The 15,839-nt window shown below is 59.7% G+C and carries 12 protein-coding genes; 6 read left to right on the top strand and 6 right to left on the bottom strand.

The annotated features are described in order from the left end of the window. Positions 1-211: 211 nt before the first annotated feature. Both FHT73_RS04035 and FHT73_RS04030 read left to right on the top strand, forming a co-directional pair. On the top strand, positions 212-1,426 hold the full coding sequence (locus FHT73_RS04035; RefSeq protein ID WP_015340066.1) for an NADP-dependent isocitrate dehydrogenase: 1,215 nt from the start codon (positions 212-214) through the stop codon (positions 1,424-1,426). A gap of 118 nt (positions 1,427-1,544) precedes the next feature. Next, positions 1,545-2,174: a glutathione S-transferase family protein gene (locus FHT73_RS04030; protein ID WP_183709959.1), complete on the top strand. Its 630-nt coding sequence runs from the start codon at positions 1,545-1,547 to the stop codon at positions 2,172-2,174. A 43-nt stretch (positions 2,175-2,217) separates the two neighbouring features. On the opposite strand, the gene FHT73_RS04025 is transcribed toward FHT73_RS04030, so the two are convergent. The 3 genes from FHT73_RS04025 to recA all read right to left on the bottom strand — a co-directional run bounded on the left by FHT73_RS04025 (position 2,218) and on the right by recA (position 7,127). Beyond that, positions 2,218-3,069 carry an AraC family transcriptional regulator gene (locus tag FHT73_RS04025; RefSeq protein WP_112606384.1) on the bottom strand — a complete coding sequence of 284 codons (852 nt, stop codon included), beginning with the start codon at positions 3,067-3,069 and terminating at the stop codon, positions 2,218-2,220. Positions 3,070-3,206: 137 nt separating this feature from the next. After that, positions 3,207-5,867 carry an alanine--tRNA ligase gene (alaS, locus tag FHT73_RS04020; RefSeq protein ID WP_183709957.1) on the bottom strand — a complete coding sequence of 887 codons (2,661 nt, stop codon included), beginning with the start codon at positions 5,865-5,867 and terminating at the stop codon, positions 3,207-3,209. A 174-nt stretch (positions 5,868-6,041) separates the two neighbouring features. After that, on the bottom strand, positions 6,042-7,127 hold the full coding sequence (recA, locus tag FHT73_RS04015; protein ID WP_112334727.1) for a recombinase RecA: 1,086 nt from the start codon (positions 7,125-7,127) through the stop codon (positions 6,042-6,044). A 239-nt stretch (positions 7,128-7,366) separates the two neighbouring features. Here recA and FHT73_RS04010 point away from each other — a divergent pair, with 239 nt between their 5' ends. Then, a complete protein-coding gene (locus FHT73_RS04010) occupies positions 7,367-8,311 on the top strand; it encodes a carbohydrate kinase family protein (RefSeq protein ID WP_183709955.1) in 945 nt (314 codons plus the stop codon). Between the two features lie 46 nt (positions 8,312-8,357). Then, positions 8,358-9,284: a pseudouridine-5'-phosphate glycosidase gene (locus FHT73_RS04005; protein WP_183709953.1), complete on the top strand. Its 927-nt coding sequence runs from the start codon at positions 8,358-8,360 to the stop codon at positions 9,282-9,284. 58 nt (positions 9,285-9,342) lie between these two features. Here the strand turns inward: FHT73_RS04005 and trpS are convergent, their stop codons facing one another. Both trpS and FHT73_RS03995 read right to left on the bottom strand, forming a co-directional pair. After that, positions 9,343-10,362: a tryptophan--tRNA ligase gene (gene trpS / locus FHT73_RS04000; RefSeq protein ID WP_183709951.1), complete on the bottom strand. Its 1,020-nt coding sequence runs from the start codon at positions 10,360-10,362 to the stop codon at positions 9,343-9,345. 226 nt (positions 10,363-10,588) lie between these two features. After that, the gene (locus FHT73_RS03995) at positions 10,589-13,207 is read right to left on the bottom strand and encodes a PAS domain-containing sensor histidine kinase (protein WP_112411910.1); all 2,619 of its coding nucleotides are present in this window, start codon (positions 13,205-13,207) and stop codon (positions 10,589-10,591) included. A gap of 393 nt (positions 13,208-13,600) precedes the next feature. Here FHT73_RS03995 and FHT73_RS03990 point away from each other — a divergent pair, with 393 nt between their 5' ends. Beyond that, the gene (locus FHT73_RS03990) at positions 13,601-14,530 is read left to right on the top strand and encodes a flagellar biosynthetic protein FliO (RefSeq protein ID WP_183709949.1); all 930 of its coding nucleotides are present in this window, start codon (positions 13,601-13,603) and stop codon (positions 14,528-14,530) included. Positions 14,531-14,628: 98 nt separating this feature from the next. On the opposite strand, the gene dksA is transcribed toward FHT73_RS03990, so the two are convergent. Next, on the bottom strand, positions 14,629-15,048 hold the full coding sequence (gene dksA, locus FHT73_RS03985) for an RNA polymerase-binding protein DksA (protein WP_015340076.1): 420 nt from the start codon (positions 15,046-15,048) through the stop codon (positions 14,629-14,631). Positions 15,049-15,329: 281 nt separating this feature from the next. Here dksA and FHT73_RS03980 point away from each other — a divergent pair, with 281 nt between their 5' ends. Continuing rightward, complete coding sequence (locus FHT73_RS03980; protein WP_112398373.1) at positions 15,330-15,821, top strand: histidine phosphatase family protein; 492 nt, start codon at positions 15,330-15,332, stop codon at positions 15,819-15,821. Positions 15,822-15,839: the final 18 nt, after the last annotated feature.

Genomic DNA, 15,839 nt, shown 5'->3' with positions numbered 1-15,839 from the left:
GTTGCAACAGGCAAAACATGCGCGACATTAGACCCATCGACCGCTTTGGCAATGGCCGGATCGCAAAATGCGCGGGATGTCACGAATGATCAAAAACGCGACGCGGAAGGCTCTATCGGCTTTGCGTTCCGCGCTTGCGGTGCTATAGCCCTCGGGACTTCACATTACCCACAGGACCATCCGGTCCCATTAGCTTAAACGAGGCAGAAGTATGAAGAAGATCAAGGTCGCAAATCCCGTTGCCGATCTCGATGGCGATGAAATGACTCGCATCATCTGGCAGTTTATCAAAGATAAACTGATCTACCCCTACCTCGACATCGATATCGACTACTACGACCTCTCGGTCGAAAACCGCGACGCGACCAACGACCAGGTCACGATCGACGCCGCCAACGCCATCAAGAAGCATGGTGTCGGCATCAAGTGCGCAACGATCACGCCGGATGAAGATCGCGTCAAGGAATTCAACCTGAAGCAGATGTGGAAGAGCCCGAACGGCACCATCCGCAACATCCTCGGCGGCGTCATCTTCCGTGAGCCGATCATCTGCAAGAACGTTCCGCGCCTCGTTCCCGGCTGGACCAAGCCGATCGTCGTCGGCCGCCATGCCTTCGGAGACCAGTATCGCGCGACCGACTTCAAATTCCCCGGCAAGGGCAAGCTGACCATCAAGTTCGTCGGCGAAGATGGCGAAGTCATCGAAAAGGAAGTCTTCAACGCTCCGGGCGCCGGCGTTGCCATGGCCATGTACAACCTCGACGAGTCGATCCGCGAATTCGCCCGCGCCTCGATGATGTACGGCCTGATGCGCAAGTGGCCGGTCTACCTCTCCACAAAGAACACCATCCTCAAGGCCTATGACGGCCGCTTCAAGGACATCTTCGAAGAAGTCTACCAGAACGAGTTCAAGGCCCAGTTCGACGAAGCCGGCATCACCTACGAGCACCGTCTGATCGACGACATGGTCGCCTCGGCCCTCAAGTGGTCCGGCGGCTACGTCTGGGCCTGCAAGAACTATGACGGCGACGTCCAGTCCGATACCGTTGCCCAGGGCTTCGGCTCACTCGGCCTGATGACCTCGGTTCTCCTGACGCCGGACGGCAAGACGGTCGAAGCCGAAGCCGCACACGGCACGGTGACCCGCCACTACCGTCAGCACCAGAAGGGTCAGGAAACCTCGACGAACTCGATCGCTTCGATCTTCGCCTGGACCCGTGGTCTCGCTCACCGCGCCAAGCTCGACGACAATGCCGAACTCGCCAAGTTCGCGTCCACGCTCGAAAAGGTCTGCGTCGATACCGTCGAAGCCGGCTACATGACCAAGGACCTGGCGCTGCTGATCGGCCCCGACCAGCCGTGGCTCTCGACCACCGCCTTCCTCGACAAGATCGACGAAAACCTCAAGAAGGCCATGGCTGCTTAAGCCCTGCCGCCATCTGGATATGGAAAACCCGGCCTTGGTGCCGGGTTTTCTTTTGCCTGGAATCTTGCCGCCGGGGCGAACCAATGGCAAAAATGCGCGCAACAAAGGGGAGAGGCAGATGGCAGAAGAACTCGTATTCTATACCAACCCAATGTCGCGCGGACGCATCGCCCGCTGGATGCTTGAGGAGACCGGCCAGCCCTACCGCACCGAATATCTCGATTACGGCACGACGATGAAATCGCCGGAGTATCTTGCGGTCAACCCCATGGGCAAGGTGCCGGCCATCAAGCATGGCGATACCGTCGTCACCGAAGGTGCCGCCATCTGCGCCTATCTGGCCGAAACCTTCCCGCAGGCTGGCCTCGCCCCGACGGCGGCCGAGCGCGGCCGCTATTTTCGCTGGATGTTTTTTGCTGCCGGCCCGTTGGAAGCTGCAGTTACCATCCGCGCGCTTGGCTTCGAAATTCCACCGGAACGTCAGCGCATGGCCGGATGCGGCAGCATCCAAGGCGTGCTCGATACGATCGAATATGCAATCTCAAGCTCGCCATTCATCGCCGGCGACCGCTTCACGGCCGCCGACGTCTATGTTGGTTCGCATATCGGCTGGGGTCTCAATTTCGGCACGATCGAGAAGCGCGAGGCCTTCGTCGATTATTGGGCGCGGGTCAGCGACCGCGATGCTTACCGCCGCGGCAACGAGATCGACAATGCCGCCATGCCGAAGCCGGCTAATGCCCGATAATACAAGGCATTAAGAGGAAATCTTCGATCGCGCTCGTATGCCGCTATTGCAGCGGCATATAGATATCGGTCAACAGCTCCGTCGGCGGCACGTCGCGCGGATTGTTGATATATTCCTCGAACATGACGGTATCGCGCAGTTGCCGCCCGGAAGCCGGCAGCCATTGCGCATAAAGCCAGTGATAGGCCTTATGCATGTTTGCATAGGGACCCTTGTGGCGCAGCACGGCATAGTCGCCTCCATCGAGCGAACGCCGCTCCAGCGGAGCATTGGCAACGACGGCCTCGCCAGCGGTGACACAGGCATAGGAGCGTAGTTTGTCCGCTTCCACCACATCCGGATCATCGAGATAGATACCGATCATGCGCATGTCCGGCCCGGCAAGGCCGCGGGCGAAGATAGTACCGAAAAGTGTTTCGAAAGCTTGGCCGATCTGCATATAGGAGCCGCGATGGGCGACACCGATCAGTGACATCGGGGAAATGGTGCGAAGCGTAACGTCGAACATGACCGTGATCCTTCCTTGGGTGCTGGGTTCGAAAATCGTATGGCTTCCCTCATTCCGATATCGCGCTGGCGGCATGCCGTAGACGGATCTGAAGATGCGGTTGAACGACTGGAGGTTGGGATAGCCCGACCGCTTTGCAATGTCGCTGACGGATAGACGGGTGTTGACGAGATCGCCGGCGGCACGATGCAGCCGAAGCCGCTTGACGGTTGCAGCCGCCGTCTCGCCATAGATCGCCCGATAGATCCTGTGCCAGTGATAGCTGGACATGCAGGCGATCTCGGCGAGCTTTTCCATATCGAGCTCATTATCCAGATGCTCATGGATATGGGCCGAAACCCGCCGCAACCGGGTCTCATAAAGCGTCCACGCCGTTCCACCACTCATGTCAAACCCCTTGCAAATCGATCGGCCCGACAAGAGCATAACCCGATTTGACAAATCCTGCGGAGTTGGAGGTGCAAATAAAAATGGCGGACACCGAAGCATCCGCCATCTTTAATTATCAATCGGAAATCAGTGGCTTAGCCAGCAAGTGCCGCGGCAATCGCCTCGATCGCCTCGTCAGCCTTGGCACCATCCGGGCCTCCGGCCTGCGCCATATCGGGACGACCGCCACCACCCTTGCCGCCGAGGGCAGCTGAAGCGACGCGCACGAGATCGACGGCGCTGAAGCGGCCAACCAAATCCTCCGTGACGGCGACGACGGCGCTGGCCTTGCCATCATCCGAAACGCCGATCAGCGTCACGACGCCGGAGCCGAGGCTCGCCTTGGCTTCATCCGCCATGCCCTTGAGATCCTTGGGATCGACGCCGGAAACCGGCTTGCCGAGGAACTTGACGCCGTTGACTTCACGGACTGCATCGGCGGAGCCGCCTTGGCTGCCGCCCATCGCAAGCTTGCGCTTGGCATCGGCCAGTTCGCGCTCGAGCTTGCGGCGCTCGTCCATCAGGGATTCGACACGCGAAACCACTTCGGCCGGCTGGACTTTCAGCGTCGAGGCGAGGCTCTTCACGCGATCATCCTGCTCGGCGAGATAATCACGCGCGGATTCACCTGTGACGGCTTCGATGCGGCGGACGCCAGCGCCGACGGCGCTTTCGCCGAGGATGCGCACAAGACCGATCTGGCCGGTGGCGGAGACATGCGTACCGCCGCAAAGTTCGACCGAGTAAGGCTTGCCGGACTTCGCGCCACGCACACCCTGCCCCATCGACACGACGCGGACTTCGTCGCCGTACTTTTCACCGAACAGCGCCATCGCACCTTCCGCGATGGCATCGTCGACGCTCATCAGACGGGTTGTCACGGGCGAGTTCTGCAGAACGATCTCGTTCGCCATCTCCTCGACAACCTTCAACTCCTCTGCCGACATCGGCTTCGGATGCGAAACGTCGAAACGCAGGCGCTCCGGCGCGACCAGCGAGCCCTTTTGCGCGACATGGGTGCCGAGCACTTCGCGAAGTGCTTCGTGTAGCAGATGGGTCGCGGAATGGTTGGCGCGCAGGCGCGAGCGCCTGTTGTGATCGACCGTCAGGACGACGGCATCACCGACCTTGATCTTGCCTTCCGAAACTTCGGAGCTGTGAACGAAGAGGCCTTCGCCCTTCTTCTGCGTATCGCTGACGGCGAGCTTGCCATGGTCGCTGGAGATCACGCCGGTATCGCCCATCTGGCCACCGGATTCGCCGTAGAACGGCGTCTGGTTGACCACGATCTGCACCTTGTCACCGACGGAAGCGCTATCGACGGCGACGCCGTCCTTGACGATCGCCTGGATCACGCCTTCGGCAGATTCCGTGTCATAGCCCAAGAATTCGGTCGCACCGTTCTTCTCCTTGAGCTCAAACCAGATGGTCTCGGTCGCCTTGTCGCCGGAGCCGGTCCAATGCGAGCGCGCCTCGGCCTTCTGGCGCTCCATGGCATCGGTAAAGCTTGAGATATCGACACCGATGCCGCGGGCGCGCAGCGCGTCCTGCGTCAGGTCGAGCGGGAAGCCATAAGTGTCGTAGAGCTTGAAGGCGGTCTCGCCGTCCAGGCTGTCGCCCTTGTGCAGGTCCGAAGTGGCATCGTTGAGCAGCGAAAGGCCGCGTTCCAGCGTTTTGCGGAAACGGGTTTCTTCGAGCTTCAGCGTCTCGGAAGTCAGCGCTTCGGCGCGCACCAGCTCCGGATAGGCACGGCCCATCTGCTGGATCAGCGCCGGCAGCAGCTTCCACATCAACGGTTCCTTGGCGCCGAGCAGCTGCGCGTGACGCATGGCGCGGCGCATGATGCGGCGAAGCACGTAGCCACGGCCCTCATTCGACGGCAACACGCCATCGGCGATCAGGAAGGCGGAGGAACGCAGGTGATCGGCGATGACGCGATGGCTGGCGCGATGCTCGCCTTCGGCTTTGACGCCCGTTGCCTCTTCCGAGGCTTCGATCAAAGCGCGGAACAGGTCGATATCGTAGTTGTCATGCTTGCCCTGCAGCACGGCGGCAACGCGCTCGAGACCCATGCCGGTGTCGATCGACGGACGCGGCAGGTCGACGCGCTGTTCCTTGGTGATCTGCTCGAACTGCATGAAGACGAGATTCCAGATCTCGATGAAACGATCGCCGTCTTCTTCCGGAGAGCCGGGAGGGCCACCCCAGATGTGATCGCCGTGATCGTAGAAGATCTCTGAACAGGGACCGCAAGGACCGGTATCGCCCATCGCCCAGAAATTGTCGCTGGTGGCGATGCGGATGATCCGATCGTCGGAAAGGCCGGCAATCTTCTTCCACAGGTTAAAGGCGTCGTCGTCGGTATGATAGACTGTGACCAGCAGGCGCTTGGCATCGAGGCCGAATTCCTTGGTGATCAGGTTCCAGGCAAGCTCGATGGCGCGCTCCTTGAAATAGTCGCCAAAGGAGAAATTGCCGAGCATCTCGAAGAAGGTGTGATGACGGGCGGTATAGCCGACATTGTCGAGGTCGTTATGCTTGCCGCCGGCGCGCACGCATTTCTGCGCGGTAGACGCCGTCGTATAGGGACGCTGCTCCAGGCCGGTGAACACGTTCTTGAACTGCACCATACCGGCATTGGTGAACATCAATGTCGGATCGTTGCGCGGCACCAGCGGGCTCGACGGCACGATCTCGTGGCCGTTTTTCTTAAAATAGTCGAGGAAGGTCGACCGGATTTCATTCACACCGCTCATATGGGGCCCTTCAGTCCTGCGCTCAGCAACTTGCATCAAAGTCAGTGGCTTTTATCGTCCGCTCCCGGCGCTGTCCAGCCGCACGAACAAAACCGGCCGCACATCCCTTGGACAATACGGCCGGTTTCGACTTTTGGGTCTCGATCTTAGGTCGGGAATTGCTTCCCCAAGCCTTTATTCGCCAGAGGTATCGCCATCCTCGGCATCGGGGCCGCCATTCTGCAGGAAGCGATCGGCGATCAGGCCGGCATTCTGGCGCAGCGACAATTCGATTTCGCGCGAGAGATCCGGATTGTCGCGCAGGAAGATTTTCGCGTTCTCGCGGCCCTGGCCGAGACGCTGGCTGTTATAGGAAAACCAGGCGCCGGACTTTTCGACGATGCCGGCCTTGACGCCGAGATCGACCAGTTCGCCGGTCTTGGAAACGCCTTCGCCATACATGATGTCGAATTCGACCTGCTTGAAGGGAGGCGCCATCTTGTTCTTGACGACCTTGACGCGCGTCTGGTTGCCGATCACCTCTTCGCGCTCCTTAACGGCGCCAATGCGGCGGATATCGAGGCGAACCGAGGCGTAGAACTTCAGCGCGTTACCGCCCGTCGTCGTTTCCGGCGAACCGAACATGACGCCGATCTTCATGCGGATCTGGTTGATGAAGATCACCATGGTGTTGGACTTCGAGATGGAAGCCGTGAGCTTGCGCAGCGCCTGGCTCATCAGGCGGGCCTGCAGGCCCGGCAGGCTGTCGCCCATTTCGCCTTCGATTTCGGCGCGCGGAGTCAATGCCGCAACGGAGTCGACGACGAGGACGTCGATCGCGCCGGAGCGCACCAGTGTATCGGTGATTTCAAGCGCCTGTTCACCGGTATCCGGCTGCGAGATCAACAGGTTCTGCAGGTCGACGCCGAGCTTGCGGGCATAGACCGGATCGAGCGCATGTTCCGCGTCCACGAAGGCGCAGATCCCACCCTTCTTCTGGGCCTCTGCAATGGTCTGCAGCGCCAGCGTCGTCTTACCCGAGCTTTCCGGCCCGTAGATTTCGATGATGCGCCCCTTCGGCAAGCCGCCAATGCCGAGAGCGATATCGAGGCTCAGAGAGCCGGTGGAAACCGTTTCGATTTCGACCACGTTCTCGTTGGAGCCGAGCTTCATGATCGAGCCCTTGCCGAACGACCGCTCAATTTGAGAGAGTGCCGCTTCAAGTGCCTTGCTTTTATCCACCGATTTGTCCTCTACAAGCCGCAAAGAATTCTGAGACATTCGATCCACCTTTAGGTTATTGAAGCCGCTCTAGCAATGTCGCCGCCGATCAGAATTCTGTACTCTATTTGTTCTCTTATCGCAAGAGCACAACAAGCAATTGAAAGAAAAAGATAAAATGATTTCCGTTCTACTTTTGTTTTCTTCTTTCTTCCCAGATACTTACGGTTATGGGGCGGCCAATTCACGCATGTCGCCGCCCCGCTCGATTCGTCTTTTCGACTGCTGAGGATAACCCTATGGCGAAAAAGATTCTCGTTCTCGGCGGCGCCCATATAGACCGGCGTGGCCGCATCTTCGGCGAGACGGCGCCCGGCGCCAGCAACCCCGGCGCATGGTTCGAAGAGCCCGGCGGCGGCGGCTTCAATGCGGCGCGAAATCTCGCCCGCCTCGGCTTCGACGTAAAGCTGATCTCGCCGCGCGGCGGCGACCCCTCCGGCGAAATGGTGGCCGAGGCTGCAAGCCACGCCGGCATCGACGACAAGCCCTTCGTCTTCCTCGATCGCAAGACGCCGAGCTATACCGCGATCCTTGAGAATGACGGCAATCTGGTCATCGCGCTTGCCGATATGGAGCTCTACAAGCTCTTCGTTCCGCGACGCCTCGCGATTCGCGCCGTTCGCGATGCCTTCGATGAAACCGACCTCATTCTCTGCGACGCCAATCTGCCGGCCGAAACCTTAGGCGCAATTGCGGCAAGAGCTGCCCTATGCGGCAAACCGGTCGCCGCTATCGCTATCTCGCCGGCAAAAGTGGTGCGGCTGAAGCCAAGCCTTGCCGGCATCGACCACTTGTTCCTCAACGAAGCCGAAGCCGCGGCGTTGACTGAAATGCGCCCGGAAGACCCACGCGAATGGGTGAGCGCTTTGCGGGCGCTCGGCCTGCGCAACGGCGTGATCACGCGTGGCAAGCGCCCCCTGATCGCATTCTCGCGTGATATCGTGGTCAGCTTACAGCCGCCTGTCGTCGAAGATGTCGCCGATGTCACCGGTGCGGGAGACTCGCTTGCCTCCGGCGTTCTTTCGGCGCTGATGGCCGGCCACGATCTCGCAGAAGCCGTCCGTCATGGCGCGGCAGCTGCGGCAATCACCGTCCAGTCCCCCTATGCGACGGCAGAAAATCTCTCTCCCGAGCTGCTAAAGACAGTGCTGGCCCTTGTTCCCGAGGCCGATATTCTGTCATGAAGCCTGTTCAAAACGCGTATATTGTTTCAGTGAATTGGAAACGACAATGACCCAGCCTATCTCGCCCCTGCTTCCGATCTCCTATTCGAAGGAAGTCGCTGCCGCAAAGCTCCGCGGTGCGCCGATCGTTGCGCTGGAATCGACGATCATCACCCACGGCATGCCCTATCCTGGCAATATCGAGATGGCTCGTAGTGTCGAGGAGATCATCCGGCAGGAAGGCGCTGTTCCGGCGACTATCGCCGTCATTCACGGCACGCTGCATATCGGCCTTGAGCCGGAAGAACTGGAAGCCCTTGCCAAAACGGAAGGCGCGATGAAGGTTTCGCGCGCCGACATCGCCTTTGCGATCGCCGAGCGCCGCACAGGCGCGACCACCGTTGCCGCCACGATGATCGCTGCCGCCCGCGCCGGCATTAAGGTTTTCGCCACCGGCGGCATCGGCGGCGTCCATCGCGGCGCCGAAGAAAGTTTCGATATTTCGGCCGATCTTGAAGAGCTGTCCCGCACCGGCGTCATCGTTGTCTGCGCCGGCGCCAAGGCGATCCTCGATATTCCGAAGACGCTCGAAGTGCTCGAAACCCGTGGTGTTCCGGTCGTCACCTACGACAGCACCGAGTTCCCGGCCTTCTGGTCGCGCTCCTCCGGCCTGACGAGCCCGCTGACGCTGAACAGCCCGGCTGCAATCGCCAACTTCCAGACGACCCGCGAGCAGCTCGGCATCGATGGCGGCATGCTGATCGCCAATCCGGTTCCGGAAGCCGACGAGATCCCGCGCGAGGAAATGGAAATCTATATCGAGCGGGCCCTCGACAGCGCCGAGCGCGACGAGATCACCGGCAAGGCGGTTACGCCCTATCTGCTGAGCACGATCTTCGACATCACCGAAGGCCGCAGCCTCAAGACCAACATCGCGCTTGTCGAAAACAATGCGCGTTTGGCCGCGGAAATCGCCGTAGCTCTGGCGGACTAATCAAGACCCTCGTCACAGGAACAGCCGGGTGTGCGAGCGCCCGGCCGTTCTCTTTCTTTCAAGTGAGAGAGAACAGACCCAGCGCTGACCTTAATTCGGCAAGCGTCGCCTCTGTCCGTTCCCTCGCCTTTCGCGTCCCCTCCCGCAAGACTTCCATCACATAGTCCGGTTCAGCGGCATAAAGCGCGCGACGCTCTCGGATCGGCGCGAGCAGCGCCTGCAGGATATCCTCAAGATGTCTCTTCAAGGTGACGTCGCCAAGTCCGCCGCGGCGATAATGCTCTTTCATCTCTTCGACGAATTGCCGATCCTCGCAAAAGGCATCGAGATAGGTGAAGACGACATTTCCTTCGACCTTGCCGAAATCGCTGACACGCAGGTGATCCGGATCGGTATACATGCGCCGCACCGCATCCCTGATCTCATCGGACGATGCCGAAAGCGGGATCGCATTACCCTGCGATTTGCTCATCTTCGCCTTGCCGTCGACGCCGGGCAGACGCCCGATAGCCGGCACCATCGCTGTTGCCTCCACCAGAACGTCTCGCCCGATCTGCCGGTTGAGACGGCGAACAATCTCGTTTGTCTGCTCGATCAACGGCGCCTGATCCTCGCCGACGGGAACGACGGTCGCCTTAAAGGCGGTGATATCGGCGGCTTGCGCGACCGGGTAGCAGAGAAAGCCGGCCGGCACGTCGCGTTCGAAACCGCGCAGCTGGATTTCCGTCTTGATCGTCGGATTGCGCTCCAGGCGACTGACAGTAACGAAATTCAGATAGAGTAGTGTCAATTCCGCGAGCGCGGGTAAAGCGGATTGAACGCAGATCGTTGTCAGCGCCGGATCGATGCCGACTGCAAGATAGTCCGTGGCGACTTCAAGGACGTTGCGCTGCACTTTCTGGGGATCATGCGCATTGTCCGTCAGTGCCTGCGTATCCGCCAAGAGCAGGAATTGCTCATGGCTGTGCTGAAGTGCAACGCGGCTTTTCAGCGACCCGGCATAATGGCCGAGATGGAGTGGACCCGTGGTCCGGTCGCCCGTCAGGATGACGGGACGATTATCGATAGGGGAAAACATTTCATTGCTCCGCAAAAGGAGCCGCCGCAATCGGGAAGGGAAAAACGGAAATGGACCATGCCTGCCGGATTACGGCGGCAGGGTCGATTTCAAGACATGACGACTGCCGCTCCTAGAAGGAGCGCCACCACATTTGGAAAACGGGCTTGGCGAGGTCGATCATGGGCGGTTGATTACATCGTTGCGCCTCAATCGGCAACATGGAGAGGCGCGAAACGCCTCCTTCTTAATTCTTGTCCAGGGTCTCGCGTACGACGACGGCAAGCTGTTTCAGCGAGAATGGCTTCGGCAGGAAGCCGAATTGGGCGTCCGCTGGCAGGTTGCGGGCAAAGGCATCCTCGGCATAACCCGAAACGAAGATGAACTTCAGATCCGGATATTTCTTGCGCAATTCGCGCAGCAGCGTCGGCCCGTCCATCTCGGGCATGACGACGTCGGAGACGACGACATCGACCTGTCCGTCGAGCTCCTCCATGATGTCGAGCGCCTCAACGCCGGAGCCGGCCTCGTGGACGGTATAACCCCGCGTCTCAAGCATGCGCTTGCCACCGCGGCGTACCGCCTCTTCGTCCTCGACAAGCAGCACGACAGCGGACTTGCCTGTAAGATCGGCCGGTTCTTCCGGAGAAGCGGCGACACCCGCACCCTGGTCCATGGCCGTAATATCGCGGCTTTCCGACACTTTCGCTTCCGTTACCGAAGGCATTTCCACGATGTGCCGCGGCAGGAAAATGCGGAAGGTCGTTCCCTTGCCAACTTCCGATTCCGGCTGGATGTAGCCGCCGGATTGCTTGATGATGCCATAAACCATGGCAAGGCCGAGGCCGGTGCCCTTGCCCACTTCCTTGGTCGTGAAGAAGGGCTCGAAAATCTTGTCCATGATCTCAGGCGCGATACCGGTTCCGGTATCGCTGACCTCGACGAGCACCATGTCCTCATGCGGAAGGTAGGGATAGTTGAAGGCGCTGACATCGGCCGCGCGCAGATTGCGGGTGCGCAGCGTCAGCGTACCGCCGCCCGGCATGGCATCGCGGGCATTGACGCAGAGGTTGATCAGCACCTGCTCGAACTGTGAGAGATCGGTTTTCACGGGCCATAGATCGCGCCCGTAATCGACGTCGAGTTTGACATGCGTGCCCGATAGCAGCCGGTCCACCAGCATGCGCAGATCGCCGATCACGTCCGTCAGGTTCAGGATCGTCGGCCGCATGGTCTGCTTGCGCGAGAAGGCAAGCAACTGCCGCACCAACACGGCCGCACGATTGGCATTGCGCTTGATTTCCATCAGATCCGCAAAGCTGGCATCGGAAGGCCGCGCCTGCAGCAGGAGATGGTCGGAAGACAGAAGGATCGCCGTCAGAACGTTGTTGAAGTCATGCGCGATGCCGCCTGCGAGCGTGCCGACAGCATTGAGCTTCTGCGTCTGCGCCATCTGGGTCTCGAGCGCCTTCTGCTCGGTCACCTCGACCGCATAGACGATGGCAGCCTCTTCCGGCGCCTCGTCGGTCTGGTCGATGACGGCATTGACGTAGAAGCGGAAATGCCGCGTTTCGTCTTTCGGATTGCGGGAATCGATCGGTGGAATATCGCCCTGCCGGTCCTTGGCGGCCGCCAGCGCCTGCTGCAGCTGCGGCCGGTCGCTGTCGTTGACGACGCTCTCCAGGGCAGCACCGCGCTCGATATCGTCGCGCGAGACCAGATCCGAGAAAAGCTTCAGGAAAGGCGCGTTCGTCCGCAGAATGCGGCCGTTGCCGTCAACGGACGCGATTGCCATAGGCGTATTGTTGAAGAAGCGGCTGAAGCGCATCGCGGCGGCGGAGGCAGATTGCTCGGTATCCGCACCGTTCCGGCGGGTCAGGACGATGGTGCGGCTCTCGCCGGGAGCGCCGTCGCGCATCGACGTGACGCTGTGGACGATCTGCACTGGCAGGCTCTGGCCATTGGAGCGGCGCAGATCGAGATCGAGCGTCACCGTCTTCTTGAGACCCGGTTCCGCCTGCACCGATTGGATCAGCGCCAGCCCCTCGCCGGCCACAAGATCGCCTATGGTCATCGAGCCCGGCACGAATTTCGTCAGATCGAAGCCCAGCCATTCGGCGAGCGTCGCATTGAGATAGAAGATCTCGCCCTTGCGCCCCGCGGAAAAGAAGCCGGCCGGCGCATGGTCGAGATAGTCGATCGCGTTCTGCAGTTCCTTGAAGAAACGTTCCTGATCGTCACGCTCGGAGGTGATGTCGGTAATCTGCCAGATATGCAGTGCCTTGTTGGCGCCTTGTTCGGCCGGCAGCACGCGCGCCTTCAGCCGGTACCAATGCGCCCCATTGCCGCTTCCATCCACAGGCCCGAGCGGCTTCAGCAGGCGGAACTCCTCCGATCCTTCCTTGCCATCGCGCAGGCCATTGGCGAGACGATAGAGAGCCTCGTTGGATTCGCGATTTCGCGACAGCAGCATCTCCAGCGACTGCACTTCCGTCGCCTTCGTCGCCCCGGTCAGCCGGCCATAGGCGGCATTCGCATAGACGATGCGCCCCTTCTCGTCTGTGATCAGCGTTCCGTCCGGATGACTGTTGAGGAAGGACCGGGCCAGACTGTCGGACTGAGGCTGCGGCATGACCTCGACAAAGCCGATGATCGAGGAAACCAGGAAGAAGATGCCGACCATGGCGAGAATGCCCAGGCCACCGAGAACCGCTTCGTTGTCCAGCTGGTTCTTGAAGACAACGAAAGCCGCGGCCGCGGCCACGAGAACGAGCGCAAGCAGGATGATGCGCAGCACGGTTCCCGAACGAACCCCGCGATCCACCAGCGGCACGCTATACTCGTCGGACGGACGCTGCTTCGTCATGAACCCCTCGTATCGGCCGTTCTCCTCGCGACATGTCATACACGTTTAGGGGTCGCCGGAGTCGGACCTTTCGAATCTTCTTTATCAAGTTGCGTCATCGGCAAAAAGCTTTGCCGGGCCAGAAAGGCTTGAATTCACAGGCAATAGAAGACAACAGCCTGCAATCGCATCTTGTCTCCGGCGCAATCCTGTTCATATGATCGCCGTATAGAAGGGTCACGGTCAAAGCATTACCCGCGGCAGTTGCGTCTACTGCATAATTCCTTAAACAGGATTCAATTTAAGGATAAAATTATGCAGTGGATTTAAAGTACTACAACGACCTTTGCACGTCACATGTGACGCGCGGCGCTGTAAACCGCAACATCGGGGACAATTACGGAGTATCTCGACATGTTGGACGATATCGCCGGAGCCTATGGCAGCCGTTTCTTTCTCGCAGCCGGTGGAGTTGGCATTGCCCTGCTCGTGCTCATCGGCATTCTGTGGATCATGCGCAACCGAGCGCCTTCTCCCTTCGTGCGCGGCGGCAAGAACCGTCAGCCTCGCCTGCAGGTGTTGGATGCCGCCGCCGTCGATGCTCGCCGCCGTCTCGTGCTCGTGCGACGCGATGGGATCGAGCATCTGATCATGATCGGCGGCCCGACGGACATCGTCATCGAATCGGGCATTTCCGATGCCACACGCGCTGGAACCTCCGCAACGCCGGTTGATATTCCCATGGCATTTGAAGAGAGGCAGTCGCAGCAGCAGAAGGCGGCTGCGGTGGAAGCTCCTCCCGCAACGCTTCCGCAGCGCCAGCAAACCGCTGAGGATAAGATCGAAGCCTATCTGCGCAACGAGCCGCGCCTTGAGCCTACGGCGCAACCAACTCCAGTACCGCAGGTGGCCGAACACCCGCAACCCGCCGCCGTCAAGCCGCAGCAACCGGCGTCCCAGGCGGTGCCGACTATCAGCGAGACGGAAGCCGCCGACATACTGGACGCTGCCCGACATGTCGTCCTGCCTCAGCAACAACCGGCTCCCGCACTCCCGGCAACAGCCGAGCCTACCCCTGCACCGACGCCATCGGTCGAACCCGGCAATGATTTCCAGCGTATTCTGGAAGCGGAAATGTCGAAGAACCTGACCGCCGAACGGATCATTCCGAACGCGCCGGCACCGCGACAGGTGCAGCAGCAACCAAATGCTGAACCATCCACGATCCCAAGCCCGGCAAAACGCGTCGAACCGGAGCTCGCTCCGCTGACCGGAGCGGACAGCGCTCTTCAGAAGGAAGTCGCTCGCATCTTTGGGGAAATGAGCGTCAGCCGCGACAAATAAGGTGCGGCCTCTCAGAAACGCCGGAATTGAAAAAGGCACGACGGAGATTTCCATCGTGCCCTTGCTTTTATTTAAGCCGGTCGAAACCGATGCTGTTACTACTCGTCGCGGTAAACCTTTTCGCGGCGCTCGTGACGCTCTTGCGCCTCGATCGACAAGGTTGCGATCGGGCGAGCGTCAAGACGCTTCAGGCCGATCGGCTCGCCGGTTTCTTCACAATAGCCGTACGTGCCATCCTCAATGCGCTGCAATGCGGCATCGATCTTGGAAATGAGTTTACGTTGGCGGTCGCGAGCCCGAAGCTCGATGGCTCTATCTGTTTCAGAAGAGGCACGATCGGCCAGGTCAGGATGATTTGCGCTTTCTTCCGCCAGATGATCCAGGGTTTCGCGCGCTTCTCTAAGGATGTCGTTTTTCCATGCCACCAGCTTCGCTCGAAAATAAGCTCGCTGATTCAGATTCATGAACTCCTCGTCTTCCGAGGGCACATAATTGCTAAGATCGATCTTCTCACTCAACGCGATTCTCCTGAAGAACATCTCATATGGCTGGGCTGTATATCCCAACCGATAGTGCCGATTCAAGCCAAATAGATGCTGTCAACTGATTTTTAAATTTGTCATAAAATTCAGCTAAGGGTCTATTTTTTCATCACTTCTTCTCATCGAGCCAGATTCGCGTCTTTCGTAACCTTCCCGTGATGATGGAGCATTTCGCCTTCTGACAGATCGCGCAGCAGTTGACGGCACCAATGAAGAGACGTTACCTCATGAGTGAAATCGAGCCTCGAGATCTTGCCATGATCAGCATTTCGCCGCCGCCCTCCCGGATCTATCTTCTACGCCACGCCGAGGCCATGCAGGCTGCACCCGGCCAAAAAGATTTCGACCGTCCCTTGAGCGACAACGGCTACGCCGCGGCCGAGATTGTCGCCGACGAGGCGGCTGATAAAGGCTACAAGCCCGACCTTGTCATTTCCTCCACCGCCCTGCGCTGCCGCCAGACCGCCGAGGCTATACGCCGCGTCGTCACGCCGTCGACGGAGTTCCGCTTTGTCGACGAACTCTATAACGGCTCACCGGATGTCTATCTGTCACTCATCGCTGCGCAGACCGATCAGGAGTCGGTCATGCTGGTCGCGCATAACCCAGTCATCGAACTGACGCTTGCGGCCTTGATTGGACGCGATGCTCTGGCCAGCGCTCTTCCACGCGGATTTCCGACAGCCGGTCTTGCCGTTGTCGATTCGACGCCATCGGGCTGGGTACTGCTCGACTTTGTCACCGAATAGAGACTCCGGCGATATGGG

Origin of the sequence: Rhizobium sp. BK098 (assembly GCF_014193155.1) — a bacterium.
Classification (GTDB): Bacteria; Pseudomonadota; Alphaproteobacteria; order Rhizobiales; family Rhizobiaceae; genus Rhizobium.
Note: the sequence above shows the minus strand (reverse complement) of the source record. Positions and strands in the feature narration are given on the sequence as shown.

What these genes read in the sequence shown, in the direction of transcription:
- FHT73_RS04035 (WP_015340066.1), top strand. Translation starts at nt 212, where the DNA reads ATGAAGAAGATCAAGGTCGCAAATCCCGTTGCCGATCTCGATGGCGAT.
- FHT73_RS04030 (WP_183709959.1), top strand. Translation starts at nt 1,545, where the DNA reads ATGGCAGAAGAACTCGTATTCTATACCAACCCAATGTCGCGCGGACGC.
- FHT73_RS04025 (WP_112606384.1), bottom strand. Translation starts at nt 3,069, where the DNA reads ATGAGTGGTGGAACGGCGTGGACGCTTTATGAGACCCGGTTGCGGCGG.
- alaS (WP_183709957.1), bottom strand. Translation starts at nt 5,867, where the DNA reads ATGAGCGGTGTGAATGAAATCCGGTCGACCTTCCTCGACTATTTTAAG.
- recA (WP_112334727.1), bottom strand. Translation starts at nt 7,127, where the DNA reads ATGTCTCAGAATTCTTTGCGGCTTGTAGAGGACAAATCGGTGGATAAA.
- FHT73_RS04010 (WP_183709955.1), top strand. Translation starts at nt 7,367, where the DNA reads ATGGCGAAAAAGATTCTCGTTCTCGGCGGCGCCCATATAGACCGGCGT.
- FHT73_RS04005 (WP_183709953.1), top strand. Translation starts at nt 8,358, where the DNA reads ATGACCCAGCCTATCTCGCCCCTGCTTCCGATCTCCTATTCGAAGGAA.
- trpS (WP_183709951.1), bottom strand. Translation starts at nt 10,362, where the DNA reads ATGTTTTCCCCTATCGATAATCGTCCCGTCATCCTGACGGGCGACCGG.
- FHT73_RS03995 (WP_112411910.1), bottom strand. Translation starts at nt 13,207, where the DNA reads ATGACGAAGCAGCGTCCGTCCGACGAGTATAGCGTGCCGCTGGTGGAT.
- FHT73_RS03990 (WP_183709949.1), top strand. Translation starts at nt 13,601, where the DNA reads ATGTTGGACGATATCGCCGGAGCCTATGGCAGCCGTTTCTTTCTCGCA.
- FHT73_RS03980 (WP_112398373.1), top strand. Translation starts at nt 15,330, where the DNA reads ATGATCAGCATTTCGCCGCCGCCCTCCCGGATCTATCTTCTACGCCAC.